22 protein-coding genes and 1 pseudogene are annotated in these 23720 nt (G+C 68.1%); 10 read left to right on the top strand and 13 right to left on the bottom strand.

Annotated features, from left to right (window positions below):
• The first annotated feature begins 43 nt into the window (after nt 1–43).
• Both ABFX55_RS09805 and ABFX55_RS09800 read left to right on the top strand, forming a co-directional pair.
• Complete coding sequence (locus tag ABFX55_RS09805; protein ID WP_346119724.1) at nt 44–778, top strand: alpha/beta fold hydrolase; 735 nt, start codon at nt 44–46, stop codon at nt 776–778.
• A gap of 120 nt (nt 779–898) precedes the next feature.
• Nucleotides 899–1879: a serine hydrolase domain-containing protein gene (locus tag ABFX55_RS09800; protein WP_346119722.1), complete on the top strand. Its 981-nt coding sequence runs from the start codon at nt 899–901 to the stop codon at nt 1877–1879.
• A gap of 386 nt (nt 1880–2265) precedes the next feature.
• Here ABFX55_RS09800 and mhpA read toward each other — a convergent pair whose 3' ends face one another.
• The 5 genes from mhpA to ABFX55_RS09775 are packed head-to-tail and all read right to left on the bottom strand — an operon-like array spanning nt 2266 to nt 8093.
• The gene (mhpA, locus tag ABFX55_RS09795) at nt 2266–3795 is read right to left on the bottom strand and encodes a bifunctional 3-(3-hydroxy-phenyl)propionate/3-hydroxycinnamic acid hydroxylase MhpA (RefSeq protein ID WP_346119720.1); all 1530 of its coding nucleotides are present in this window, start codon (nt 3793–3795) and stop codon (nt 2266–2268) included.
• Complete coding sequence (locus ABFX55_RS09790; protein WP_346119718.1) at nt 3792–4205, bottom strand: pyridoxamine 5'-phosphate oxidase family protein; 414 nt, start codon at nt 4203–4205, stop codon at nt 3792–3794. Before ABFX55_RS09790 ends, mhpA begins: the two co-directional genes overlap by 4 nt.
• Complete coding sequence (locus ABFX55_RS09785; protein ID WP_346119717.1) at nt 4202–6028, bottom strand: acyl-CoA synthetase; 1827 nt, start codon at nt 6026–6028, stop codon at nt 4202–4204. The genes ABFX55_RS09790 and ABFX55_RS09785 overlap by 4 nt, the downstream gene beginning before the upstream one ends.
• Nucleotides 6025–6963 (bottom strand): fumarylacetoacetate hydrolase family protein, encoded by a 939-nt coding sequence (locus tag ABFX55_RS09780; RefSeq protein ID WP_346119715.1) that lies wholly within the window; start codon nt 6961–6963, stop codon nt 6025–6027. The genes ABFX55_RS09785 and ABFX55_RS09780 overlap by 4 nt, the downstream gene beginning before the upstream one ends.
• Nucleotides 6960–8093, bottom strand: coding sequence for a VOC family protein (locus tag ABFX55_RS09775; RefSeq protein ID WP_346119713.1), 1134 nt, complete (start codon nt 8091–8093; stop codon nt 6960–6962). Before ABFX55_RS09775 ends, ABFX55_RS09780 begins: the two co-directional genes overlap by 4 nt.
• A gap of 212 nt (nt 8094–8305) precedes the next feature.
• Here ABFX55_RS09775 and ABFX55_RS09770 point away from each other — a divergent pair, with 212 nt between their 5' ends.
• On the top strand, nt 8306–8554 hold the full coding sequence (locus ABFX55_RS09770; RefSeq protein ID WP_346119711.1) for a hypothetical protein: 249 nt from the start codon (nt 8306–8308) through the stop codon (nt 8552–8554).
• A gap of 221 nt (nt 8555–8775) precedes the next feature.
• Here ABFX55_RS09770 and ABFX55_RS09765 read toward each other — a convergent pair whose 3' ends face one another.
• A complete protein-coding gene (locus ABFX55_RS09765; RefSeq protein WP_346119710.1) occupies nt 8776–8991 on the bottom strand; it encodes a hypothetical protein in 216 nt (71 codons plus the stop codon).
• A gap of 441 nt (nt 8992–9432) precedes the next feature.
• On the opposite strand from ABFX55_RS09765, the pseudogene ABFX55_RS09760 reads away from it, so the two are divergent.
• The 3 genes and pseudogenes from ABFX55_RS09760 to ABFX55_RS09750 form a co-directional block, all read left to right on the top strand.
• Nucleotides 9433–9663 (top strand): annotated as a pseudogene (locus ABFX55_RS09760) (ATP-binding cassette domain-containing protein); the annotation flags it as partial.
• A gap of 713 nt (nt 9664–10376) precedes the next feature.
• Nucleotides 10377–10730, top strand: a complete 354-nt coding sequence (locus ABFX55_RS09755) for a MerR family transcriptional regulator (protein ID WP_346119708.1) — start codon at nt 10377–10379, stop codon at nt 10728–10730.
• A gap of 369 nt (nt 10731–11099) precedes the next feature.
• Nucleotides 11100–11339: a hypothetical protein gene (locus ABFX55_RS09750; RefSeq protein WP_346119706.1), complete on the top strand. Its 240-nt coding sequence runs from the start codon at nt 11100–11102 to the stop codon at nt 11337–11339.
• A 499-nt stretch (nt 11340–11838) separates the two neighbouring features.
• Here ABFX55_RS09750 and ABFX55_RS09745 read toward each other — a convergent pair whose 3' ends face one another.
• The 5 genes from ABFX55_RS09745 to ABFX55_RS09725 form a co-directional block, all read right to left on the bottom strand.
• On the bottom strand, nt 11839–13269 hold the full coding sequence (locus ABFX55_RS09745; RefSeq protein ID WP_346119705.1) for a DEAD/DEAH box helicase: 1431 nt from the start codon (nt 13267–13269) through the stop codon (nt 11839–11841).
• A gap of 359 nt (nt 13270–13628) precedes the next feature.
• Complete coding sequence (locus ABFX55_RS09740; protein WP_183660712.1) at nt 13629–13832, bottom strand: cold-shock protein; 204 nt, start codon at nt 13830–13832, stop codon at nt 13629–13631.
• Nucleotides 13833–15235: 1403 nt separating this feature from the next.
• Entirely contained in the window at nt 15236–16471 is a 1236-nt protein-coding gene (locus ABFX55_RS09735; protein WP_346119703.1) for an RNA polymerase sigma factor, read from the bottom strand.
• A 68-nt stretch (nt 16472–16539) separates the two neighbouring features.
• Nucleotides 16540–16911, bottom strand: coding sequence for a YciI family protein (locus ABFX55_RS09730; protein WP_346119701.1), 372 nt, complete (start codon nt 16909–16911; stop codon nt 16540–16542).
• A gap of 42 nt (nt 16912–16953) precedes the next feature.
• Nucleotides 16954–17622: a DUF998 domain-containing protein gene (locus tag ABFX55_RS09725; protein ID WP_346119699.1), complete on the bottom strand. Its 669-nt coding sequence runs from the start codon at nt 17620–17622 to the stop codon at nt 16954–16956.
• A 158-nt stretch (nt 17623–17780) separates the two neighbouring features.
• Between ABFX55_RS09725 and ABFX55_RS09720 the strand changes: the two genes are divergently transcribed.
• From ABFX55_RS09720 to ABFX55_RS09710, 3 genes are all read left to right on the top strand, one after another.
• Nucleotides 17781–18215: a hypothetical protein gene (locus ABFX55_RS09720; RefSeq protein WP_346119698.1), complete on the top strand. Its 435-nt coding sequence runs from the start codon at nt 17781–17783 to the stop codon at nt 18213–18215.
• Between the two features lie 331 nt (nt 18216–18546).
• Nucleotides 18547–19935: a cytochrome b gene (locus tag ABFX55_RS09715; protein ID WP_346119696.1), complete on the top strand. Its 1389-nt coding sequence runs from the start codon at nt 18547–18549 to the stop codon at nt 19933–19935.
• Nucleotides 19936–20114: 179 nt separating this feature from the next.
• On the top strand, nt 20115–20942 hold the full coding sequence (locus tag ABFX55_RS09710) for an alpha/beta hydrolase family protein (protein WP_346119694.1): 828 nt from the start codon (nt 20115–20117) through the stop codon (nt 20940–20942).
• Between the two features lie 264 nt (nt 20943–21206).
• Here ABFX55_RS09710 and ABFX55_RS09705 read toward each other — a convergent pair whose 3' ends face one another.
• Both ABFX55_RS09705 and ABFX55_RS09700 read right to left on the bottom strand, forming a co-directional pair.
• Nucleotides 21207–22313, bottom strand: a complete 1107-nt coding sequence (locus tag ABFX55_RS09705; protein ID WP_346119693.1) for a sensor histidine kinase — start codon at nt 22311–22313, stop codon at nt 21207–21209.
• Between the two features lie 10 nt (nt 22314–22323).
• Nucleotides 22324–23019 (bottom strand): response regulator transcription factor, encoded by a 696-nt coding sequence (locus ABFX55_RS09700; protein ID WP_346119692.1) that lies wholly within the window; start codon nt 23017–23019, stop codon nt 22324–22326.
• Between the two features lie 137 nt (nt 23020–23156).
• On the opposite strand from ABFX55_RS09700, the gene ABFX55_RS09695 reads away from it, so the two are divergent.
• Nucleotides 23157–23702, top strand: a complete 546-nt coding sequence (locus ABFX55_RS09695) for a M15 family metallopeptidase (RefSeq protein ID WP_346119691.1) — start codon at nt 23157–23159, stop codon at nt 23700–23702.
• The last annotated feature ends 18 nt before the right edge of the window (nt 23703–23720 follow it).

Raw genomic sequence — 23720 nt, 5'->3', positions numbered from 1 at the left:
CACCGACATGCTCGAACCTCTCGTCACACACGAAAGGAAACCCATGCCCGCGATCCTCATCCACGGAGTCCCCGACACCCACCGCGTGTGGGCGGACGTCCGTCGGCACCTGACGCGCACCGACGTGCATGCCTGGGACCTGCCCGGGTTCGGGGCTCCACCACCGGACGGCTTCGGCAGCACCAAGGAGGAGTACGCCGACTGGCTGATCAGCCGTCTGGAGGAGGTCGGTGAGCCGGTCGACCTGGTCGGCCACGACTGGGGCTGCATCCTCACCGCCCGGGTCGCGTCTCTGCGTCCCGACCTGGTGCGCACCTGGGCCGGAGGCAGCGGTCCGATCAGCCCTCGCTACGTGTGGCATCCGCTGGCGGAGATCTGCCAGGACTCGGTGGAAGGTGACCGTTTCATGGCCGAGCTGAACAAGGACAGCTTCGCCGACGACCTGGCCGTCGGCTTCGAGGTCCCCACCGACCTGGCCATGCAGACGGTGCACCACATGGATGCGCTGATGAAGGAGAGCATCCTGAAGCTCTACCGCTCCGCGCTGCGGATGGGCAGTGAGTGGGAACCCGATCTGGCGAAGATGACCGCACCGGGCCTGGTGTTCTGGGGATCACGCGACGCCGCCTGCCAAGTCGAGTTCGCCGACGAGCTGGCCCGAGCCATCCGGGCGGAACGGGTGATCAAACTCGACTGCAACCACTGGACGGTGCTGCAGCGGCCCGCGCAGGTCGCCACCGCTCTCGAAGAGCACTGGCGGCGTCACGAAGGCAGCTGATCCCCAGCACGCCTCTCGACGGCCGTGCGCCCGGTGTCCCTGGCGCACATGCGTTGTGTGCGAAGCGCCCGCCTCATAAATGGCTTCGGCATTGGCGCGGGCCTGGGTTAGTCTGCGGCAATGCCGCAGGGGGACATTGACAAGATCGCTAAGGAAACCGGCTTCTCCGGTGTGGTCTCGATCGACCGGGGCGGCCAGATCGAGTTCGCGAAAGCGTACGGGCTGGCCAACCGCACCTACCGCGTTCCCAACACCCTGGACACCAGATTCGGCATCGCCAGCGGCAGCAAAGGGTTCACCGCCCTGGCCGTGCTCTCGCTGGTCCAGGACGGCGTGCTGGAGCTGAGCACCACCGCCCGATCCCTGCTCGGCAAGGACCTACCGCTGATCGCGGACGACGTGACCGTCGAACATCTGCTCACGCACACCTCTGGCATCGGTGACTACCTGGACGAAGAGATCGACACCGAGATCACCGACTACGTCATCGGCGCGGCGCACGAGCTGACCACTACCGAGGCTTTCCTGCCCCTGCTGGACGGGTATCCCACCAAGTTCCGGGCCGGTGAGCGGTTCGGCTACTGCAACGGTGGATTCGTGGTCCTCGCCCTGCTGGCGGAGCGGGCCAGCGGCGTCGGCTACCACGACCTGGTCAGGGAACGGGTGCTCCGCCCGGCCGGCATGACCAGAACCGACTTCCTCCGCTCCGACGAGCTACCCGCTGACGCGGCCGTGGGTTACCTGCCGTTGGACGGGGCGGACCGCTCCAACATCTTCCACCTGCCGGTGCTGGCCACCGGCGATGGCGGCATCCACACCACCGCCGCCGACATCTCCACCTTCTGGCGCGCGTTTTTCGCCGGCGACATCGTGGATTCCGTCGAAGAGGTGGTACGGCCACGCTGCGACGTACCCAAAGAATCCATGCGCTACGGTCTCGGCTTCTGGCTGCACGAGAGCACCGACACGGCGATCCTGGTCGGGTACGACGCCGGCGCGTCGTTCAAGTCCACCCACGACCCCCACACCGGCACCACCTGCACCGTGCTCTCCAACACCTCCCCCGGTGCCTGGCCCATCGCCCGCGCTCTCACCCCTTGAGGACCGACACGTCGTACTCGTGAATGGCACTGTCGCGGGTGAAGAGCGATCAGGATCCGGTCAAACGGATGCCGGTGCAGCATGGGCAATCGAGCGGCGTCGATCCCGCGGCTGGCACCGATGGGCACCCTCGGTGACCTTTTCGACGCGAGGCGTGCCGTCGGCGCGGACGGGCGCGATCCGCAGTTCGTCGGCCGGACTCAGGACACCAGGCGCTCTTTCGGGAATGGCTCGTAGCGTCACGGATGAGCCCTACCGGACGGGAGCGGCTGCGGTGCGGACCAAGGTGCTTCCGAGTCGTCAGTGCGGTCGGCGGAGAAGGATCCCGGCCGATGCGCACGAAGTGGAGTGCTGGACACCGGACGAGGCGGCCGGCCCAACTCCTGTCAGGCGGCCGCAGAGGCCCGGGGCAGGCTCGCGCCGAGTGCCAGCGGATCACGCCCGGTGCGCAGCACCGTGCCGTCGGGGCGGACAACGACTGCGGATGCGCGACCATTTCTCAGCCATCGGTGAAGTTCGCTGCCCGGCCGGGCAGCGATGAGAACTGCTCCGTGCCGCTCGATCTCGGCTTGTTGCATGGTGGACGGCTCGGTGGACGTGACGATCGAGAACCGGCCCGCGGCCACGTCGTCGAAACGCCGGCCGTTGTCGAGGATGGCGTTCGGGCACAGCCTGCCCGCGAGAGTACGGCGCAGGCGTGGCCGCACCACCAGGTCCGACTGGCGCAGCGCAGGGGTTCGGCTGTCCGTAGTCAGCTCATTGAGGCCGGGCACGAGGTGCAGACGCGGAGCCACGACGCGGCGGATGACGTTGCCCAACTCGCCGCCCGCCGTCATCGCGGTGCCGAGCAGCCTCGCCAGCCCGATCATGGTGCGGGCGTGTGGCTTTCGTTCGATCTGGTAGGTGTCGAGCACGGTCTCGGGCAGGCTGCCGCCGAGCACGCCGGCGAGTTTCCAGGCGAGGTTCATCGCATCGCGGAGCCCGGCTCCCATGCCTTGGCCGATGAACGGCGGGGTGAGGTGGGCGGCGTCGCCCAGCAGGAACACCCGGCCCTCGCGCCACCGGTCGGCGACCTGTGCGCGAGAGACGTACCCCGCCGCGCGGACGACTTCCAGCTTCTCGACAGGAATTTCCTTGGTCCAGGGCGAGATCAACGGATGCAGGCGAGTGATCTCGCAGTAGTCGTCAGCGGTTTCGCCGGGCGCCAGCCGGAACTCCCAGCGGTGCCGGGTCTTTCCGAGGCGCATGTAGGTCGTGGGGCGGACCGGGTCGCAGACCTGGTGCGCGCCGTTCCATTGGCCGAGGTCGGCCTCGCTGTCCACGTCGACGACGAGCCAGCGTTGCGTGAACTTCAGGTCGTGCATGACGGCGCCGGTCGACGCCCTGGTCACGCTGTTGGCGCCGTCGCAGCCCAGGACGTACGACGCGCGGACCGAATCCCGGCTGCCCGTCGCATGGTTGGTGAAGTCGACCAGGACCCCGCTGCCGTCCTGGCTCAGCGCGGTGACCTCGATGCCGCCGCGAAGGGTGACGTTCCCGTACTGCTTCAGATTCCGGCGGAGGATCGCCTCCAGCTCTGGCTGGTCGAACATCACCCCCATGGGGTAGCCGTGCCTGCCGAGGCCGTCGCGTTGAAACTCGGCCAGCACCCGCAGGGTCGGGTCGACGAGTCGCAGGCCGCGGTGCGGCCAGGCGATCGCGGCGAACTCGTCCCGGACGCCGAGGCGCGCCAGGATCCGGTAGACCTCGTCGTCGAGGGCCACTGCGCGGGGCCCCTGATAGACGGACTCCCATCGCTCGAGCACCAGGCACTCGACGCCGTACTGGCCGAGCAGGGTCGCGGCGGTCAGTCCGGTGGGCCCCGCGCCGACGATGACGACCGCCCGAGCGGTATGCGACTCATGGTGTTCGCTCACGACGTGCCCTGGAGGTAGCTGGCGCCGTAGACGCGCTCGACGATGATCTCGAGGATGACGCGGTTCATCGCGGCCAGCTCCGCGTCGCTCATCGGCTCGATGCTCTGGCCGCCGATGCGGGACACGACACGTGCGGTGTCCGACCCGATGCCGACGGTCCGGAGGGTGGCGGTGCCTTCCAGCGTCACTGACGGGTACGGCGCAGCCGCCCCGATCACGCACAAGGAGGCACGCCTGGTGCGCTGCGCGTCCCTGGCCTTGGCGCGTCCGGGTTCGGTGGAGATGAGCAGACGGTCGCCGTCCAGGGCGAAGTAGACGACCGACTGTCGCACCCCGCCGTCGGGTCGGGAGGTGGCCAGCACGCCCGCAGGATGCCGGGCGAGGAAGTCACGGACAACAGGATCGATCATGAGGTCACCAACCGGTAGTGGATGAGATAACGGTCGAGCGCGGCGGCCAGCTCCGTATCCGGGGCGATCAGGACGACCGGCCGCCCGTTTTCCAGCGCGACCTCGGCCGTGCCGTGAGGGTCGAGGTCGGCGATGATGCGGCGGACGGAGTCGGCGACCAGTTCGGGTTTGTAGAGCTTGCCGACGGTCGTGGTGGGCAAGGACGCGACGATGTGCACGGCCTTGGGGGCGGCGGCCGGCTCGGGGGCGTGTGCCAGGGCCCAGGCCAGCAGGTCGTCCTCGCTGACCAGTGCGGAGACGGTCACGTAGGCGACGGGGACCTCGCCGGAGTGCGGGTCGGGGCGCCCCACGACGGCGGCATCGCTCACGACGGGGTGCGCCAGTAGCGACTCCTCGATCGGGCGCGGGTCGATGTTGTGGCCGCCGCGGATGATGAGATCTTTGGCTCGCCCGCTCAGATAGACGTAGCCGTCGGCGTCCACGTGGCCGAGGTCGCCGGTGACCAACCAGCCGTCGAAGATCCTGCCGGTGGGATCAGGGCCGTCCTGGCCGAGGTAGCCGGGGAAGACCGCCGGCCCTTTGATGGCCAGCACCCCGGTATGGCCGGGTGGGCAGTCGCCGCTCGGCCGCCCGTCGGCCTCCACCGTGACGGCCTTGATCTGCTGGTACGGCAGGCGCAACCCCACCGAACCAGGACGCGGCGCGAGGGCGGGGGTGCTGGCGCTGGCGCAGGTGGCCTCGGTGAGGCCGTACCCCTCGAGCATCGGCACCTTGGCCGCATTCTCGAACGCGGTGCGCACCCGGCTGGGCAGGGGCGCGGCGCCGACGACCCCGGCCCGGAGGCTGGAGATGTCCACATCCTCAGGAATGGGTGGCAGGTTCGCGTACACGGTCGGCACAGCGGAGAAGGCGGTGACGCGGTAGCGCTCGATGAGGCGCCAGAAGTCGGCCATGAGTGTCTTGTCGCGGTAGCCGAGCGGGCCGAGGCTGGCCACGGTCGCGCCGTGCATGAACGGCGCCAGGCCGGTGACGTGCACGGCGTTGACGTGGAACAGCGGCAGCCCGGCCAGCGCCACCCCGCCCCCCACGTAGGCGCCCGAGCAGCCGAGCGCCCACGCCATGTAGACCTCCATCGCGTGCGTGTGCGGGGCGATCTTCGGCGTGCCGGTGGTACCGCCGGTGTGGAAGTAGGCGGCCAGATCCTGTGGCCCAGGCCGATGGTGGGCGACCAGCCGGTCTCCTGGCTGCTCGGCCGCGAGCCGTTCGAAGTCGCCGACGCCACGAGGGGCGTAGCCGGCGTCGATGGCGGCGTTGTCGCCCACCAGCAGCAGCGCGCGCAGGTGCGGCAGCCGTCCTGCCACACGTAGCGCCTTCTCCCACAGTTCCCTGTTCCTGCCTGGTCCCGCCACGACCAGGATCTCGGCCTGGGTGAGGGTGAAGATGTCGATGATGTGGTTGTCGGCCAGCATCGGGTTGACCGGGTTGGCGATGCCGACGGCCTGGGCGCCCAGCAGGGCGGCGTAGGTGTGGCCGGTGTTCGGTAGCAGCAGCCCTATAGTCCCGCCCGGTGCCAGCCCCAGGCTGGTGTAGAGGTTGGCGGCCTGGTGCACGCGGGTCAGCAGGTCGCCGTAGCTCCAGCTGACCTCCTCTCCCTCGCCCAGCAGGTGCAAGGCTGGCGTCTGCGGTGTGGCGGTGGCCGTACGGCGCAGCAGCTCGTAGGTGGAGGAGGGTAGGTCGCGCTCGGCCAGCGGCACCGCCTCCACCAGAGGGAGGTCTTGCGGCGCCAGGACCAGGGGGCGCTCGCCCTGAGTGTGGTGCGTCATGGCGCGTACCTCACCACCGTGCGCTGGGTGCCCAGGTCGATCCCGCGGTCGTCGGTGGCCACGGCGACCTCGATGACATCGCCGTCCTGGAGGTACTTGGGGTTGCCGGCCTGGCGGTCGAGGAAGAGTTTCCACTTGAGCGCGGGCGGCAGCAGCGAGGCGACGACCCCGATCGGCTTGGGCGGCGCGCTGAGCGCGGTGCCGGCGGGGGTGCCGGTCAACAGCAGGTCGCCGGCGTCCAGGCGCTGGAAGCGGGTCAGCGCCTGCAGCGCCTGGAGGGGCTGGTAGATCATGTCGGCGACCGTCATGTTCTGCCGGAGCTCGCCGTTGACCGACAGGCGCAGCCTCAGGTCGGTGAACCGCTTGAACTCGCCGGGTTCCAGAAGCACCAGGGCGGGGCCGACCGGGGTGAAGGTGGGGTAGGACTTGGATTCGTAGAACTGGGTCTTGAGCAGCTGCAGGTCGCGGGCGGAGATGTCGTTGGTGACGACCAGGCCCGCGACGTAGTCGGCGAGGTTGTCGGCGGTGACCGTGGTGCCGACGGGCATCTGCCTGCCGATGACGAGCCCGATCTCCACCTCGTAGTCCAGCAGCCGCACGTGGGCGGGCCGGATGACCTCGTCGTAGGGTCCGCTGATCGAGCCGGAGGACTTGCGGAAGAAGGTCAGCGGGACGGTGGCGGGGTTCATGCCCACGTCCTTGACATGCGAGGCGAAGTTCGTCATCTGCGCGACGACCCGGCAGGACGCCGTGACCGGTGACAGCAGGGTGAGGCTGTCGAGGGCCACCGTGTCGGAGCTGGTGGCGGCCGCGGCGATGGCCTGCCGGTCGGCCAGCAGCTGTCCGGTGGTGGTGGCCTGGGTGTCGACCTTGGCGGCGCCGGCAGGTGTGGCCACCCACCAGGAGTCGGCGGTGCGGAGGATGGAGGTGCTCATGAGCTGGCTACTTTCAGCAGGCCGCGCAGGCGGTGCAGGTCGAATTCGTTGTCCTCGCGCAGCGCGCGGACGATCCCGCGCAGCTCGCGCAGCGGCTCCCGGCCGGGTGCCAGGCCGAGGAAGTCCTTGGTCGCCGGAGGCCCCCATTGGGCCAGCCCTGAGGCGGTCATGGGCGCCCAGCCGGGCTCGAGCGTGCAGTCGAACAGGTCGCCGTCGCTGAAGTGCTCGACCAGGAAGCCGTCAGGGTCGCGCCAGTAGTCGAAGATCTGGCTGCCCTGGATGTGCCGGCCGATGCCCCAGGAACGCCGGTAGCCCTGGTCGAGCAGGTGCTGGCCGCCGGCGGCCAGCGCGTCGAGATCGGCGACTTGATAGGCGGAGTGCACGTAGCGGTTGACCGGGCCGAGGGTCATCGCGAGCGTGTGGTGGTCGGTGGGCGCCATGCCGCGGTCGCAGCGGATGAAGCTCATCGCCGGCCCGCGTGCGCGCTGCCCCGGGTAGTAGAGGAAGTCGCTGACGATCAGGCCCAGGTGCTGGAGATACCAGTTCAGCGTCTCGACATACCGCGTGGTCTGCAGGACCACGTGCCCGAGCCGTTGCACCGTGGCCGGCGCGCGCGGCGGCCGCTGGGTGACGTTCGTCCGCGCTGCGGCGTGCCCGAAGTTGAACGTGAGCGGCGTCTGGGCGGGCAGCGTGGCCAGATCGTGCGTGTCCGACACCACCCGCACCCGGTTGCCGCTCGGATCGGGCAGATCGACGGTGAGCCCGCCCAGGCTCTCGGGCAGCGGCGTGGCTTTCCTTCCGGTGGCGTGGGCGAGCTTGAGCAGGTCGCCGGGGTCGGCCGCCTTGAAAGCCGGACCGATGAACCTCGACCGGGTCCCCTTGCGGATGAGCACGCACGGGCAACCGGCGTCTGTGCCGCGCAGGTGGAGTTCGTCCGCGGTGTGCAGCGCCGTGGTGAATCCGAAGGCGTGCGCGAACGATTCCGCGCGCTGCAGATCCGGCTTGCTGAACTCCAGCCAGGCCAGATCGTGCACCTTGATGATCGGGTTGGCCGCCCTGCCCGGGTGCTCGCCCTTCATGGCGCCCTGCTCACTGTGCAGGCCGGTGTGCGGGTCATGGTGGTCCATCATGGGCAACCTCCTTCCACCTCTCTGACACTATCGTCATTTATGAGCGTATCGTCAACACTTTGCTGATGATTTCGTCACTCTTGACGTGCGACGTCAGGTGAAGGCGAGTCGGAATTCCCTAAACGCGGCTGTCACCAGCCGCCAAATCGGTGATCACGCAAGGATCTGTGGACCTGTGCCGTGGTGGTGGGCCTGCGGCACGATGCCCGCCCATGGACGGCCCGCCGGTTGATGTGGACGAGCTCGTCGAGCACTGGACTGCACTGGATGAGGAACGTGATGCGACCCAGCTCGGGTTCGCTGTGGTGCTGAAGTTCTACACCCAGCACGGCCGCTTTCCGCGGGGGCGTGGAGTGGCGCCGGACGACGCCGAGAAACTGACCGCATGGTTGCTGCCGAGGTCGCATGCCGAGCGTGATCCTGCCCAGGTGCGGGGTGGAGATGCTGCGCCGCATGCGTGATCAGCGCATCGCAGGTGTTCCCGAAGGCGCTGAACAAGCTCGTCAAGGACGTTTTCTTCGGCGGGAAGGCCGCGGGCTGACAGGGCCGAGCCGGCCACGCTCGTAATCTCGGAAGGGCTCCTGCGACGGCCCGCTTTGACTGATCCCGGAACTGCGACGTTGTCCGGCAGGCGCACGGGTGTGGCCGGAGGAATCACGGTCGCGACGTCCGTCCGGCTTCGTCATTTTCGAGTCCCTCGGGGCGAGCGTGGACCGACGATCAGCGCGTCGCGTTGTGCGGAGCTCAGGCGGTCCGGCCTCGGGGTGATGGCGAACGCGCCGCGCCCGACCTGCTCCACTGTGAGCGGATCGGAGAGGATCGGACGACGGCTGAGCGCGTCCAGGGCGTCGGCCGCCCGTTGGATGGGCCAGTCCAGTGCCCTGGCGAGTTCGTCCACGGGAATACTTCGAGGCCGACGCGTCCAACGCGATTGGCCTCCCGACGACATAGCCGCCCCTTTCACCGGCGTCCGCCCAAGCCGCGAAGGCGGCGCGCCATTCGGATCCATGCGACCGTTTGGGGGTACGTGCGGTCCTCGACCACAACGTTCATGCCACCCGCGACCCGGGCCGTCAGGGACTGACATCGGCGACCGGCTGGACAGCTCCAAGCGGGCCGATCTCGGCGTCGACGCCGCCGAGATATGAGGGGGCTCTCCGACTGCGTTCCGCCTCCACCACGCCCGCGCGCGGTACACCGGACGGCACTCCCCAGCCATTTCCTTCCTTTCCCACACCCCGATCGCCAGCCCGGGTGCGATCCCTCATGCCCTCGCGGTGAGGCTCCGCCGGCACGCGTCCTGGCGCGGGGGCGTCCGATCACGAAGAGAGTTCATCAGATGACCAAGAGCGAGCAGGTCGTGCTCGACGTCGGCGGGCTGCACGACGTCACGTTCCAGGGCCACGGCGAGGTGCTGGCCCTCTCGGGCCGGAACGGGGCCGGCAAGACCACCACGATCGAGATCCTGGGGGGCCTCCGCGCCCGCTCGGCGGGCCGGGTCGAGGTGCTCGGCGCCGACCCCGCGCACGGCGACGAGCGGTGGCGGGCCCGGCTCGGGGTCGTGCTGCAGCGGATCGGGTGACGCCATGACCGTGATGACTACGACCGGCCGGTCTCTGGCACCGGGCCTGGGCAGGGGCTTCATGACCTGCCCACGTCCACCGGGCCTGCACCGACACCTCCGTCACCACGTAAGAGAAAATCTATAGCGACTGGAGTAGACATTCGTTGTTACAGGGGCTAATGTTTCTGACATCGCAGGGAACGAAACGCCGGGCAGCGCAGAAAGATGCAGCAGGACGCCGAACTGCCCGGACATGGTGGATGAAGTCGAAGTTTGTGAGGGCAGAAGGTCGGACGTGAGGGGCCAGCGCAGTTACAAGGGGCCCCGACCGTGGACGCGCTGCCGAAGATGAAGTTGAAGTTGGTTGATGGCAGGGGCAGAAGGTCGGACGTGAGGGGCCAGCGCAGTTACAAGGGGCCCCGACCGTGGACGCGCTGCCGAAGATGAAGTTGGACAGTGGTCCGGAAGATAGAGATGAAGGGAGTGTTGAACACCATCAGGATCGCCCGTTGCCGGCTGAGTCTCGCCGCTCGGGTACCGCAGTTCCACAGATAGGAAGGTGGTCTACGGTCACGCATTCGCGATCCCCGCATCGCCGCGCTGTACGGCTGATGCGGAAACGGTAAGTCCGGCCGATGGCCGGTAGATGGTGTTGAAACTCTTCGGGGGCCCCGGCGCGAGACGCGCCGGGGCCTTCTGTCGCATCGCGAAAGGCTTGTATGGATCAAACGCACCCAACCGCCGGCACCGCCACACTCGAGCACCGCGGAGCCTGCGACAGGTTCGACGATGAGAACTATCCCGCCTACAGCATGGGCGCGGCCACCGAGATGCTCCAGGTCACCCCCGCGTTCCTGCGCGCCCTGGGCGCCGCCAAGCTGATCGAGCCGCAACGCTCCCGCGGCGGACACCGCCGCTACTCCCGCTACCAGCTGCGCCTGGCCGCCCGGGCCCGGGAACTGGTCGACCAGGGCACACCGCTGGAAGCCGCCTGCCGCATCATCCTCTTGGAAGACCAGCTCGCCGAGGCGCAGCGCATCAACAGTTCCCGCAATCATCTGGCCGACGCCTAGCGCCACCACCTTCGCCGATCACGCGCTCTGATCTCTCGCAAGAGCAGATCAGAGCGAACGGCGCAACGGCCTGGCCCCGCACAGCTACCACCGGCTCGATCGCACGAATGACCCATACTGGCGAGCTGGCTGTGCTGTGCTCTGTCATTCCCGCTGTCGACGACGGCTGGCCTATGTCGAGCCGCCGACCGGGTGGAAGCCGAACTCGGCGAGCTGGCCCACCGCCTGACCAGTCTCGCCACCTCCATCAGCACGGCCCGCCCATCGCACTGTGAGACCTCACCGTGAGTTTTCGGATTTTGCGGAGGCTCTGCGCGCGCGGACCTCGGCGACCAGACGTTCGGCCCAGTGTTCGCGGACTTTGCGGACATGCCCACGCGTGCGCACAACCTGAAGCGGCAAAGAGCGCTGGCGGCGGCGCACGGCGCCGAGGGTCTGTGCAGCGGCTCCTGGGTGTGGTGGCCGCAGGTGAGGTGCCCAGCGTGGAGCAGGTCAAGGCACGTCGCGGCGATCGAGGCCACTCGTGAGCGCTTCGTACGCGCGATCGGCAACATCGATATCCCGCTCGACATGCTCGGCGGTCTGCACACGGTCCTGGGCGAGGACTGAGGAGGCGTTGCTGTGGTCGGCGAGTCCCTCAGCGATCCGACGCCTTGTCTCGCGAACCCTCCATGTTCCCCCGCCCAGCCACGTACGGCTATCGGGCTGAGGGGCGGCGTCCAGGGCTGCGGCCCAGCAACCGCCTGGTCACATCACACCGAATCACGCTTCGCTTGACACCCTGAGGAGCTGGGATGTCTTTGCCCCCTGGTGACACTGACCAGGGTGGGGCCATCAGGGGAGGGCCGCCTCCCCGACCAGGGGCTGCAGGACTTACAACCCCACCTGGTCGTCAAGCACGCCACTGTCGGGGAGCGCGAAGGGCGGCGCTCCCCGAGCGGGGTTCGGGGGGCTTGCCTCGAGAAACACAGCCTGAGCCAATGGCGCGAAGCGCCCCTCGCCTCCAATTACTGCCCCCGCGACGAAGGTCCGCGCTGCCACCTGCGGCGGCCCAGCCCTGCCCGCCGGACGCCAGGAACTGGGCTTTCCACTTGATGATCGACCACTGTTACCAGGATCGTCGGCCGTTCCGTCCCGCCCGACGATTGACAACCGGCGTGGTGATGGTCACGGGGATCCCAGAGGGAGCCTGGGCACCCGTGATACGTCTGAGTTCGGCCTCGCCCGAGCGGACCTGACTGGTCTGCGGGACGATACCGGCGTCGGCCATCAGGCGGGTCATGTCACGGCGCTGGTTGGGCAGGACCAGGGTGACGACGCTGCCGGACTCGCCGGCGCGGGCGGTGCGGCCGCCGCGGTGCAGGTAGTCCTTGTGGTCGCTTGGCGGGTCGACGTTGACGACGAGGTCGAGGTTGTCGACGTGGATGCCGCGGGCCGCGACGTTGGTCGCCACCAGCACCGTGACGTGGCCGGTCTTGAACTGGGCGAGGGTGCGGGTGCGCTGGGGCTGGGACTTGCCCCCGTGTAGCGCGGCGGCGCGTACCCCGCTGTTCAGTAGGTGTTCGGTGAGCCGATCCACGGCGTGCTTGGTGTCCAGGAACATGATCACCCGGCCGTCGCGAGCAGCGATCTCCACAGTGGTGGCCTGCTTGTCGGCGCCTTGGATGTGCAGCACGTGGTGCTCCATCGTGGTGACCGCGCCCGCCGAGGGGTCGACCGAATGGACCACCGGGTCAGTCAGGTAGCGGCGGACCAGCAGGTCGACGTTGCGGTCCAGAGTGGCGGAGAACAGCATCCGCTGGCCCTCTGGCCGCACCTGGTCGAGCAGGTGGGTGATCTGGGGCATGAAGCCCATGTCGGCCATCTGGTCGGCCTCGTCCAGCACGGTGATGCCGACCTGGTCCAGGCGGCAGTCGCCGCGCTCGATGAGATCCCTGAGCCGTCCCGGGGTCGCAACGACGACCTCGGCACCGCTGCGCAGCGCATTGGCCTGCTGGCCGATCGACATGCCGCCGACGACGGTGGCCAGCCGCAGCTTCAGTGATCGGGCGTACGGGGTGAGAGCGTCGGTGACCTGTTGGGCCAGTTCCCGAGTGGGGACGAGGATCAGGGCAAGCGGCTGTCGCGATTCGGCACGCTGTCCGGAGGTGCGGACGAGCAGGGCCAGACCGAAGGCGAGTGTCTTGCCTGACCCGGTGCGCCCCCGCCCCAGGACGTCCCGGCCGGCCAGGGAGTTCGGCAGCGTGGCCGCCTGGATCGGGAACGGTTCATTCATGCCCAGGCTGGTGAGCACCTTCAGCAGCGCGGGCGGCATGTTCAGTTCAGCGAATGTCGCGGCTGCGGGCAGGGCCGGGGTGACGCTGACCGGCAGCGCGAACTCCCCCTGAAGCGCAGGACGCCGCCCGTAGCCCCCGGAACGGCTGGGGGCGCCTGAACGACCCGAAGCCGGCGAGCCGAATCGGCCGCCCCTGCTGGGATTGGCAGAGCCGCCCGTACGGGTGGGAGAGTAGCGGCCGTGCGTGCGAGTTGCATGGTTCATGCAGAATCTTCCTCGATGCGGCACGTGTCAGGAATTCTCGGCACGGTGAGCGGCACAAAGAATAGCGAGCACGAGCCGAAGAAAAGACGAGTCGAGCCGGGCGGAAACAGCCTGGGTCTCGTGCGTCGAAATGGTCGGCATTCGCCGAAAAGAACGGCGGCTGCGATGCCGGGCCAGAGGACTGGAGCGGACTTATGCCCGAACCGGAGCCATTAGTGGCGTAGCCGGTGTGCGGCGGAAGAACAGACATGTTGTTCTTCGCGGTTCGTGAGGCCGTCACAGCACATTGGGTACCACAAAAGCAACGCGCTGGGGCCCGCCCCCTACGGGGCGGGCCCCAGCTGCGTGGTGCGTCAGTGTCAGGCGGGAACGATGTTCTCCGCCTGCGGGCCCTTCTGGCCTTGCGTGACGTCGAAGGTCACCTTTTGGCCCTCCTGAAGCTCGCGGTAGCCCTGGGCGGCGATGTTCGAGTAGTGGGCGAAGACGTCAGCGCCGCCACCGTCCTGCTCGATGAAGCCGAAACCCTTTTCCGCGTTGAACCACTTCACTGTGCCAGTAGCCATCTTGCATCTCCTTCGGGGCAGTGCCCGTAAGGCTCGCACTGTGCGAGCCTCGCGTCGCCGCGATGATTACCCCGTCCGGAAAAGCGCCGGCAATACAAAAGTGCCACCACCGGGCACAGGACGCCGGCGAGGGCACTTGAAGTCTTTGGGAACCACAACTGCAACTGAGATAGACAGTATCACAGTGCGCGTTTCCGAGGAAAGCAAGGGTTCACATTTCGTCAGTTACGCCATAAAACCTAACCGTGCGTCGCACTAATTTCTGCATCTGCGGCAATAGATATTCACTTCTGTGAGCTTGTCATCTGAAGTGGCAGGTCTCAGGCGTGCTGCAAGCACCTGAACTTGACCTCCAAGCAGAGAATCCCCTGGTAGATGCGTTGTCCGACCAAGAGCAACAGCATCCCCAGGAGCTTCCCATCTGTCCGGCCTCATCCGCCGGCACCGCAAGAAGATCGGCCCGCACCACCTCCGCCGGCGAAACCGCAGAGCAGGCCTGCCTTGTGAAGCATCGTCCGGATGGTCACAGCGTGGCGGTCGCGCGCCGTCCACAGCGCGCGACCGCCCACGCCGTACGCCTACAGGTCGCCCGCCTCATCGGCATGTGGTCCTGCCGCTGACTGTGTGATTCTCACCTTCTGACGGGCTGCGCCGGCAGCGGGCAGCTCTCGCCTGGAGCAAGGCGGTGAACCCTTCCCGACAGACCCGCCCGTTCCGTGTGGCGGAGCCTGACGGCTCGTCCAGAAACGTGGCAGGCCGATGAGCATGGTGCACACGCATAAGGTCCGTCATCGTGGACAGGTGACCGCTTTACACGGCCGCCCCCCGACACCCCCTCCCACGACGCCCTGCGCCTGCTCGCGAGCTGGGCCGCCACCCTCGAAGCCGACACCCACGGCGACGCTCCCCGCCTCCTGCAGGATGATCGCCTCCACCACGGCCAGGACCGGTAGGCCAGGAGCTGCAGGAACGGCGTCGTTGACGGCGAGGATCACGCCGCCTGGCCGAAGGCTGACAGCCCCGTACGAACGGCGTAGGGACGGGCGACGATCTTTGCCGCTACGGTTGGCGCGCAGCGCGTCAGCCCCGACGTCGAACGAATCCCGGCCGACCGCCGCACACCCTCGCCCAGTGGACAGAGCGCAACATCGCGGCCTTCAAATACGCGTCGGGGTGACGACAAGTTCTCGCACCGCCGGCGAACTCCTGGGTACCGTCGCATCGCACCGGCACCGGTGGCCGCTCCGGCTGGCCCGCCATCGCAGCGGCAGCCTCGCCTGGCATCTCGGCACCGGCGTGAAAGGAGCTGGCAAGAGGTTCGCCACCGCGACGCGGCCTACGACCTGATCGAGATGATGACCGCCGACGGCGCCTGACCGGGTTGGGCGACGCCTTCGCCCTCCTCAGAGGCGGTCGGCCCGGTCGAGCAGGTATCGCTGCTCGACCTGGTTTCCGGTCAGGGCGGCCGCCTCACGGTACAGTCTCGCCGCGCCGGCCGCGTCGCCGGTCATCTGCAGCAGATGGGCGCGCACCGCGCGTTCGCGTTGCCGGATCAGAGGATCCTGGTCGAGCTGGAAGCGGCGGTTGAGGTCGTCGAGCAGGGTCAGCCCTCGGGCCGGCCCGTACGCCTTGGCCACCGCCACCACCCGGCTCAGCCGTACCGGCGTGGTGGGGTTGAGCCGTTCGAGCCACAGGTAGAGCGCCGCGATCTGCGGCCAGTCGGTCTCCTCCGGCGATGTGGCCGCGGCGTGCACGGCCGCGATCGCCGCCTGCAACTGGTATGGGCCCACCTCACGCCGCTTCCAGGCGCTGTCGATGAGCTCGGTGCCCTCGCGGATCAGGTCAGGGTGCCACTTTGTGCGGTCCTGTTCGTCCAGCGGCACCAGCTCGTCGCCGCTGGTGCGGGCGGGGCGCCGCGACTCGGTGAGCAGCATCAGCGCGAGCAGGCCGGTGACTTCGGCGTCGCCGGGCAGGGCGCGGTGGAGCATGCGGGTCAGCCGGATGGCCTCGCTGGTCAGGTCGACGCGGGCGAGCTGGGCGCCGGTGGAGGCCGTGTAACCCTCGTTGAAGATCAGGTAGAGCACCTGCGTCACGGCGGCCATCCGGCTGTCCCTGTCGGTGTCGGTCGGCGGGGTGAAGCGGGCGCCGGCGCGGGCCAGTTGCTGCTTGGCCCGGCTGATCCGCGTGCCCATGGTGTTTTCGGGGGTCCCGTAGGCGTGCGCGATCTCGGCGGTGGTCAGGCCGCCGACCGCGCGCAGCGTGAGCGCCACCTGGGAGGTGGCGCTCAGCGCGGGGTGGCAGCAGAGCAGCAGCAGGGCGAGGCTGTCGTCGGTCTCCTGCGCAGGGCCCGCCTGGCGGGCCGGTTCCAGCATGGCCAGTTCGGCGATTCCTGCCTCCTGCTCGCGCCGGCGCCGGGCCTGGTCGGAACGGAGCAGGTCGACCATTCGCCGGTAGCCGATCCGGATCAGCCAGCTGCGCGGGTTCTCCGGCACGCCGTCGGCCGGCCAGGCCCGGCTCGCGGCGAGCAGCGCCTCCTGCACCGCGTCCTCGGCGATGTCGAAGCGGCCGAAGCGCCGTACCAGCGCGCCGAGCACCTGTGGCGCCTCGATGCGCAGCAGGTGCTCGATGTCCGCGTTCATGCTGCGTGTGCCTTTCCCGCTGTCCTGCCGGCCATCCGCTCGCGCCGGGCGCCGCCCGGCGTGGTCGGTCACGCCGTGAAGTCCTCGCCCATGATCGGCCGGATCTCGATCGGCTCACCCAGCACCTCGACGATCCGCGAGACGATCTCCACGGCTCGCTCCTGGCTCGCCACGTCGATCACGGCGAAGCTGGCCAGGACCTCCTTCAGCTCGGCGAACGGCCCGTCGGTCGCCACCACGCCATCTCCGGACTTGCAGACCGTGGCGCTGACCGCCGGATGGCCGAGACCCTCGCTGCTGACGAATTCGCCGGTCTCGATCAATTCCTGCTCGAACCTCTGGTAGGCGGCGAACGCCGCCAGCGCCTCCTCGGAAGGGGTGTCAGCGGTCGCGGCGTCCCAGGCGGCGGCCGGGGTGTAGCTGAGCAGCAGGTACTTCATGGTGGATCCTCTTGTCGAAAGTTCGGGCAAGCGTACGCGAGGTCAGGCGGAGCGGCGCAGGGACAGGGCCAGGACGGTCGTCCAGGTGAAGGCGACCAGGCCGTTGACGGCGATCTGGATGCTCATGTGATCCGGCGACATGGGCAGCAGCAGGACGAGCGCGGCGGCGCCGTTGCCGATGGCCGCCGGCACGGCCCGGCGGCGGGCGCATCGGACGGCCAGCACGATGGCGGCGATGGCCAGCGCGGTGAAGGAGACGGCGGCCGCGGCCGAGTGCGTGATGCTGTGCCAGGACATCTGCGCCACCGGCCCGTCAGGAGTTCCGGCGGGGAAGCCGTTCTCCGGGTCCATGATGAACACCCCCGCTGCGATCATCCCGGCCCCGAAGATCCCGACCAGGATGGGCAGCGCCCGACGGCCGACGCCCTCGGCGACGGTGCGCCTGATACCGGCGGCCAGCGCCAGGCCACCCACGCCGGCAAGCACGAACGTGGTGATCTGGATCCAGCCGAGGCTGCCGGTGGAGAGCTGGCTGATCGGATGGCGGGTGATGTCGAAGCCCTCGCGGGCGAGCATCTGGACGATCGCCGAGGCGAAGAAGACCGGCCCGGCCAGGGCACCGGCGAGCAGCAGGTGGCCGGACGATCGGCGGACGGCGGGGACGCCGGGGGTGGTTGCGGTGGTGGTTGCGTTGGTGGTTGCGGTGGCCATGACTTCCTCCTTGATGGGGTCCTGCCGCTACCTCGTGGCGGGACCGGCCCTCTCGACACGGCCGCGATGTGATCCGAAACACATCCGAGGCGTGTCGAGACTCGTAGGCGGCCTCCGAGGTACCGGCGAGCACTCACCACACCCACAAGGAGGACGAGATGTCCGAGATGCCGGAGACCTACGAGCCGAGCGCCGACCTGAAGGCCCTGGACCGCCTGGTCGGCACCTGGGCGATCACCGGCGGCGCCGAGGGAACCGTGCGGTACGAGTGGATGCCCGGCGGCTTCTTCCTGCTCCAGCACGTCGAACTCACCCAGTTCGGCCAACCCGTCACCGGCCTGGAAGTGATCGGCAACCTGCGCCCGTTCGGCGAGCCGGTCGGCGCGGACGTGATGTCACGCTTCTACGACTCGGCCGGCAACACGCTTGACTACGTGTACGAGCTGACCGGCGACAAGCTGACCATCTGGGGCGGCGCGAAGGGCAGTCCCGCCTACTACGAAGGCACGTTCAGCGCCGACGGAACCACCGTCACCGGCGAATGGGTCTATCCCGGCGGAGGCGGATACGAATCCACCATGGTCCGGATCTGACATCGGCTCACATCGCCGACCTGACAGGCCGCCGCGCCTTGCCGGGAGGCGATCGCGGAGCGACCTGGCGTTGAGATGAGCGTGGCCCGGCGGGGACAGCCGGGCCACGCCCTCCCGCCGAGGGGACCGCTACGCCAACGGCTGCGCGTCGGGCGACCGAACGTGCCTCGCCTCGCCGGCCGTCAGCCGGGCGAGCGCGTAGGGCAGCGTGGATACGTCAGCTGTCGAAGGACCCGAGGCAGTGACGTTAATCACCGTCACCGACGCCTCATCCTTGTCACACTCTGCGGCCCCATTCCGTCCTATTAGTAGGCAAGGTAAGGGGGCCCACATGCGTTCGCTGGTCAAGCGCCGGTCGTTTCAGTTCTCCCACTGGTCGTTCATGTTCGCGGAAATCGCCGTCTGGTCGTTCGTCGTTCTGATGGTGACCGGGGCCGTGCTGATGGTGTTCTACGACCCCAGCATGTCCCAGGTGACCTATGACGGCTCATACGGCCCGCTGCGCGGACTCTTCGTCAGCAAGGCCTTCGACTCGACCATGCATCTGAGCCTGGAAGTGCGCGGCGGCCTGCTCATCCGCCAGGTCCATCACTGGGCGGCGCTCGTCTTCGTGGCGGCCGTCGCCTTGCAGCTGCTACGCATGTTCCTCACCGGCGCGTTCCGCCGCCCGCGCACCACTCAGTGGCTGATCTGGGTGACGCTGCTGGCGCTGGGCATGGCCGCGGGCGAGACCGGCAACGCCCTGCCTGACGACATGCTGTCGGGCGGGAGCCTGTGGCTGATCATGTCGGTCGTGCAGTCCATCCCCTTCGTAGGAACCTGGGCGCTGTCGCTGCTGTTCGGGCCGGACTTTCCCGGCGACAGGATCATTCCGGTGATGTACGGCGGGCACCTGCTGATCGCGGTCGTCATGGCCGCACTGCTGATCGCCCGTGAACTCCTGGTGCGGCGGCACGGTCACTCCCGATTCATCGCCTCGGTGTCGGCACGGCGGAGCGCACGCCCCTTGATGGCGGTCGCGACGATCGGCATGCTGATCATCCTCGGGTTCGGGTTCCAGATTGCCCCTATATGGCTGTACGGCCCTGCCAAGCCGACGCAGATCTCGGCGGGCTCGGTTCCCGACTGGTACATGGGGTTCCTCGACGGCGCCCTCCGGATCATGCCCGGGTGGGAACTCACTCTTGGGGACTACACGCTCAGCCTCGCGGTCCTCATCCCCACGCTGGTGATACCAGGGGTCTTTTTCACGGCCCTGGCCGCCTACCCGATCGCCGAGCGCTTCCTCCTCACGCGACGCAGCCGCCGCGACGCACTGGGCCGGCCCAAGACCACGAGCCGCATGCCCCGCGTACCGGGCGCGCATGACATGCTCGATCGGCCACGCGACACGCCGACGAAGACGGCCATCGCGGTCGCCGGCATCACGTTCTACGGCCTGCTGTGGGCAGCCGCGGCCAACGACCAGATGGCCCACCAGTTCCACCTCACCGTCGAGGCCGTGACGATCTTCTTCAGGTTCGCCGTGGTCATCGGCCCCGTCATCGCCTTCATCATCGCCCGGTGGATCTGCCTCGCACTTCAGCAGACGGATCGCCACGTGGTCGAGCACGGCGTGGAGACCGGGATCATCACGCGGTCCCTGGACGGCGGATTCCACGAACGGCTGGCGCCGGCGCAGCAAGAGCCCCGGGAGCCGGCGGTCACCTCCGGGAGATGACAGTACGCAAGCGGCACGTAGGTATCGGTGAGAGGTCGGCCGTGGACGCCGCCATCGTCGCGGCCGACGTCGTCGGCATCCTGGCCCCCCGCAGGCGGACCGCCGCCGGTTGATCGAGCATTGACAGCGGCCCCGCTTCCGCAAAAGATACGGTCATCCGTACAACATGTGGAGGCTGTATGAGGCTTCTGGCCACCGTGGTGCTGTTATTGGGCATCATGGTCTCCCCCGCGCGAGCCACCGCCACGATCGAGTCGCACTACAAGGTCGCGGGACCGTGGACGGTCGCCACCGCCGACGTCGGCACCGCGTACAAGCTCTACTACCCGGCCGATCTCGGCGTCGGAGGCTTCAGGCATCCGATCATCACCTGGGGCAACGGAACCAACGCGGTGCCCTCGCAGTACCCGGGTGTGCTCAACCAGCTCGCGTCCTGGGGTTTCGCGGTGGTCGCCTCGACGGACAAGACGACGGGCACCGGCTCGGAGATGATCGACGCCGCACGGTACCTGGTCGACAGGAACGCCGATCCGGCCAGCGTCTTCTACGGAAAGCTCGACGTCACCAAGGTCGGCGCCGTCGGCCACTCCCAGGGCGCGGGCGGATCGGTCAACACGGCCACCAAGTCGGGCGGCCTGATCACGTCGGTGGTGCCGATCTCCCTGCCCGCCCCCGGCTTGGTGGGGTCGGGCGAGAGGTTCTCGGTGGATCAGCTGACCTGTCCCGTGCTGTTCCTCAGCGGCAGCAACGACTGGCTGATCTCCCCGCACTCCGCCGTCCAGGGCTACTACAACGCCGTCCCCGGCGCCGCCGCCAAGGCCATGCTCAAGGGTGCGGGGCACAACACGATTCAGGGCTCGGGCGGCGGCTTCCTCGGATACCTGACCGCGTGGCTGATGTACACCCTCCAGGGCGACTCCACCGCGCGCGGCGCCTTCGTCGGCTCCCCTCCCGAGATCGGCACCAACACCTCATGGGAGAACGCGGCCCAGAAGAGCCTGCCCTAGCTGTGATGACCGCGGAGGTGGAGTACGCCAAGGACACGAGCCCGATAGGCCTGCACCCCTCACCGCACCGCGTCCTGTCCCGCTACCGGCCGGCCCGACTGACTCGCTGACCGGGCGGCGGCTGGCCCAGTCGCCGCCCGATACCCAACCGCTGCCGTCGGTGGCCGCTTTGCGTCTGCCGACCATCAAGGGGCAGTTCAACTGTCGCGCAGAAGGCAGCCGCGGGTTGACCATCGTTCTTCCGACCTTCCTCGACAGCCATTGTCATCGCGAGGGGAACGAACGGGGCCAGGAGTAACCCGCGAGATCAGTCAGTGGTGCGGCGGGTAGTTCGACGGTGATGCGGAGCCCCCCGGCAGGGCGGGGGGTGATGGTGAGTGTTCCGTCGTGTGCCTGGGTGATGCTTTTGACGATGGCCAGGCCGAGTCCTACGCCTGCATGGTCGTCGCGTACGCGTTGGGTGCCGCGCTGGAATGGTTCGGTGAGGGTGGGGACCAGCTGTGGTGAGAGCTTCTTGCCGGTGTTCTCGACAGTGAGCGTGACGGACTCGGGGTGAACGGCGGTGCTCACCCAGACCGCCCCCTGGGCGGGCAGGTTGTGAACGATCGCGTTGTGCACGAGGTTCGTGGTCATCTGCAGCAGGAGCGCCTGCGATCCGATGGTCGGGGTGATGTCGCCGGAGGCCTCGAGGGCGATTCCACGTTGCTCGGCGAGGGGGAGCAACGTTTCGGTGGCCTCTTCTACGACCAGGGAAAGGTCGACATGTCCGCGGGTGAAGGACCCCTGGTCAGCGCGGCTGAGCAGGAGCAGCGCCTCAGTGAGGTCGATCGCTCGGGCGTTGACGGCGTGGAGGCGTTCGACGAGTTCGCCGGTGTCCCGCTTCGGATCGTTGCGGGCCACGTCGAGAAGTGTCTGCGAGATCGCCAGCGGGGTGCGCAACTCGTGAGAGGCGTTGGCTGCGAATCTCTGCTGTTCGGCGATGTGCGCTTCGAGCCGTGTGAGCATCGTGTCGAAGGCGTCGGCGAGTTCGCGGAACTCGTCCTTGCGGCCTTCCAACTCGATCCGGTGGGAGAGCGATCCATCCGCGGCCCTGCGTGTGGCATTGGTGATGCGAGTCAGGGGCGCGAGCATGCTGCCGGCGAGGATCCATCCTCCCAGGAGGCCGAACATCAGCAGGAAGACCAGCACTGCGGTTGCCGCTGGGGCGAAGGCGCGCAGGAGGTCGGACTGGTTGGGTACGAACAACCCGGGCGTGTGGATCACTTCAGGTACGTAACGCAGCAGGAACACCCACACGGCCGCGAGCAGCAGGGCACCTGCAAGCATGAGGAACCCGGCGTAGCTGAGGGTGAGTTTGAGGCGAACGCTCAACCCGGGTGCCCTATCCAAGGTCATCGCCTTCACCCCCCGTGCCGGATGCCGTGTCGATGCGGTACCCGACACCGGGCACCGTGGCGACGACCCAGGGTTCGCCGAGCCGTTTGCGCAGCGCCGATACCGTGATGCGCACGGCGTTGGTGAACGGGTCCGCGTTCTCGTCCCATGCCCGTTCCAGCAGTTCTTCGGCGCTGACGACACCGCCTTCGGCGGCGACGAGAACCTCGAGCACGGCGAACTGCTTCCTGGTCAGCGCGACGTACCGGCCGTCACGGTAGACCTCTCGGCGGAACGGGTCCACCCGCAGGCCTGCGATCTCTCGCACGGGAGGCCTGTTGTAGGCGCGCCTGCGGTCGAGTGCTCTGAGCCTGAGCACGAGTTCCCGGAGTTCGAACGGCTTCGTGAGGTAGTCGTCGGCGCCGAGCTCGAACCCGGAGGCCTTGTCGTCGAGCCGGTCGGCAGCGGTGAGCATGAGGATCGGCATGCCGCTACCGGAAACGACGATGCGTTCTGCGACCTCGTCACCGGAGGGGCCGGGAATGTCGCGGTCGAGGACAGCGATGTCGTAGGCGTTGACGCTCAGCAGTTCCAGAGCGGTATCACCGTCACCGGCGATGTCGGCCGCGATCGCTTCCAGACGCAGCCCATCGCGGATGGCTTCTGCCAGATACGGCTCGTCCTCGACGATCAACACGCGCATGCTCCGACACTACGAGCCGGAGCATATCGTCGGCATATCAAAAATCTCATACGTGCTGGCAACACCGCGCTTCCTTGACTGGAGGCATGGCTAGCAGAGCACCAGCACGGGCGGCAACCCGCCGGACTCCCAGGCTCGTGATCGTCGCCCTGGCAGTCGTCATCACGGCGTTCATCGGAGCCGTTGGCTATCAGTCAGTGTCGCCCTCGGCCGCATCACCCCTCCATGTCGGCGAGGCTGACGGTGCCGTTCCCGACGGCGTGACGGTCTTCGATGACGAGATTCCGGCTGTGGCCAACCTCGATCCAGATCTGTTCAAGGCCCTCCGCCGAGCTGCGACGGATGCCGCAGACGACGGCGTCGAGTTTCGGGTCAACAGCGGATGGCGTTCACCGGAGTACCAGAATCAGCTTCGTCGTGAGGCGGTCTCCGAGCACGGCTCAGAAGACGAGGCTGCGCGATGGGTGGCCACCGCGGACACCTCCCTTCACGTCTCGGGAGATGCGATCGACATCGGACCCTTCGATGCCGCCGCGTGGCTGTCCAAGCACGGTGCCGATTACGGGCTGTGCCAGATCTACGGCAACGAACCATGGCACTACGAACTGCGCCCCGAGGCCGTCGATCGTGGCTGCCCGCCCATGTATGCCGATCCCACGCACGACCCGAGGATGCAGCAGTGACCAGGACGTTCGGCATGC

The organism is Nonomuraea roseola, from assembly GCF_039535395.1.
Classification (GTDB): Bacteria; Actinomycetota; Actinomycetes; order Streptosporangiales; family Streptosporangiaceae; genus Nonomuraea; species Nonomuraea roseola.
The sequence above is the reverse complement of the archived record's forward strand: the minus strand, read 5'-3'. Positions and strand labels throughout refer to the sequence as shown.

Coding starts and splice junctions, on each gene's coding strand:
- ABFX55_RS09805 (WP_346119724.1), top strand. CDS start 44: ATGCCCGCGATCCTCATCCACGGAGTCCCCGACACCCACCGCGTGTGG.
- ABFX55_RS09800 (WP_346119722.1), top strand. CDS start 899: ATGCCGCAGGGGGACATTGACAAGATCGCTAAGGAAACCGGCTTCTCC.
- ABFX55_RS09790 (WP_346119718.1), bottom strand. CDS start 4,205: ATGATCGATCCTGTTGTCCGTGACTTCCTCGCCCGGCATCCTGCGGGC.
- ABFX55_RS09785 (WP_346119717.1), bottom strand. CDS start 6,028: ATGACGCACCACACTCAGGGCGAGCGCCCCCTGGTCCTGGCGCCGCAA.
- ABFX55_RS09780 (WP_346119715.1), bottom strand. CDS start 6,963: ATGAGCACCTCCATCCTCCGCACCGCCGACTCCTGGTGGGTGGCCACA.
- ABFX55_RS09775 (WP_346119713.1), bottom strand. CDS start 8,093: ATGATGGACCACCATGACCCGCACACCGGCCTGCACAGTGAGCAGGGC.
- ABFX55_RS09770 (WP_346119711.1), top strand. CDS start 8,306: ATGGACGGCCCGCCGGTTGATGTGGACGAGCTCGTCGAGCACTGGACT.
- ABFX55_RS09755 (WP_346119708.1), top strand. CDS start 10,377: ATGGATCAAACGCACCCAACCGCCGGCACCGCCACACTCGAGCACCGC.
- ABFX55_RS09750 (WP_346119706.1), top strand. CDS start 11,100: ATGCCCACGCGTGCGCACAACCTGAAGCGGCAAAGAGCGCTGGCGGCG.
- ABFX55_RS09745 (WP_346119705.1), bottom strand. CDS start 13,269: ATGAACCATGCAACTCGCACGCACGGCCGCTACTCTCCCACCCGTACG.
- ABFX55_RS09740 (WP_183660712.1), bottom strand. CDS start 13,832: ATGGCTACTGGCACAGTGAAGTGGTTCAACGCGGAAAAGGGTTTCGGC.
- ABFX55_RS09735 (WP_346119703.1), bottom strand. CDS start 16,471: ATGAACGCGGACATCGAGCACCTGCTGCGCATCGAGGCGCCACAGGTG.
- ABFX55_RS09730 (WP_346119701.1), bottom strand. CDS start 16,911: ATGAAGTACCTGCTGCTCAGCTACACCCCGGCCGCCGCCTGGGACGCC.
- ABFX55_RS09725 (WP_346119699.1), bottom strand. CDS start 17,622: ATGGCCACCGCAACCACCAACGCAACCACCACCGCAACCACCCCCGGC.
- ABFX55_RS09720 (WP_346119698.1), top strand. CDS start 17,781: ATGTCCGAGATGCCGGAGACCTACGAGCCGAGCGCCGACCTGAAGGCC.
- ABFX55_RS09715 (WP_346119696.1), top strand. CDS start 18,547: ATGCGTTCGCTGGTCAAGCGCCGGTCGTTTCAGTTCTCCCACTGGTCG.
- ABFX55_RS09710 (WP_346119694.1), top strand. CDS start 20,115: ATGAGGCTTCTGGCCACCGTGGTGCTGTTATTGGGCATCATGGTCTCC.
- ABFX55_RS09700 (WP_346119692.1), bottom strand. CDS start 23,019: ATGCGCGTGTTGATCGTCGAGGACGAGCCGTATCTGGCAGAAGCCATC.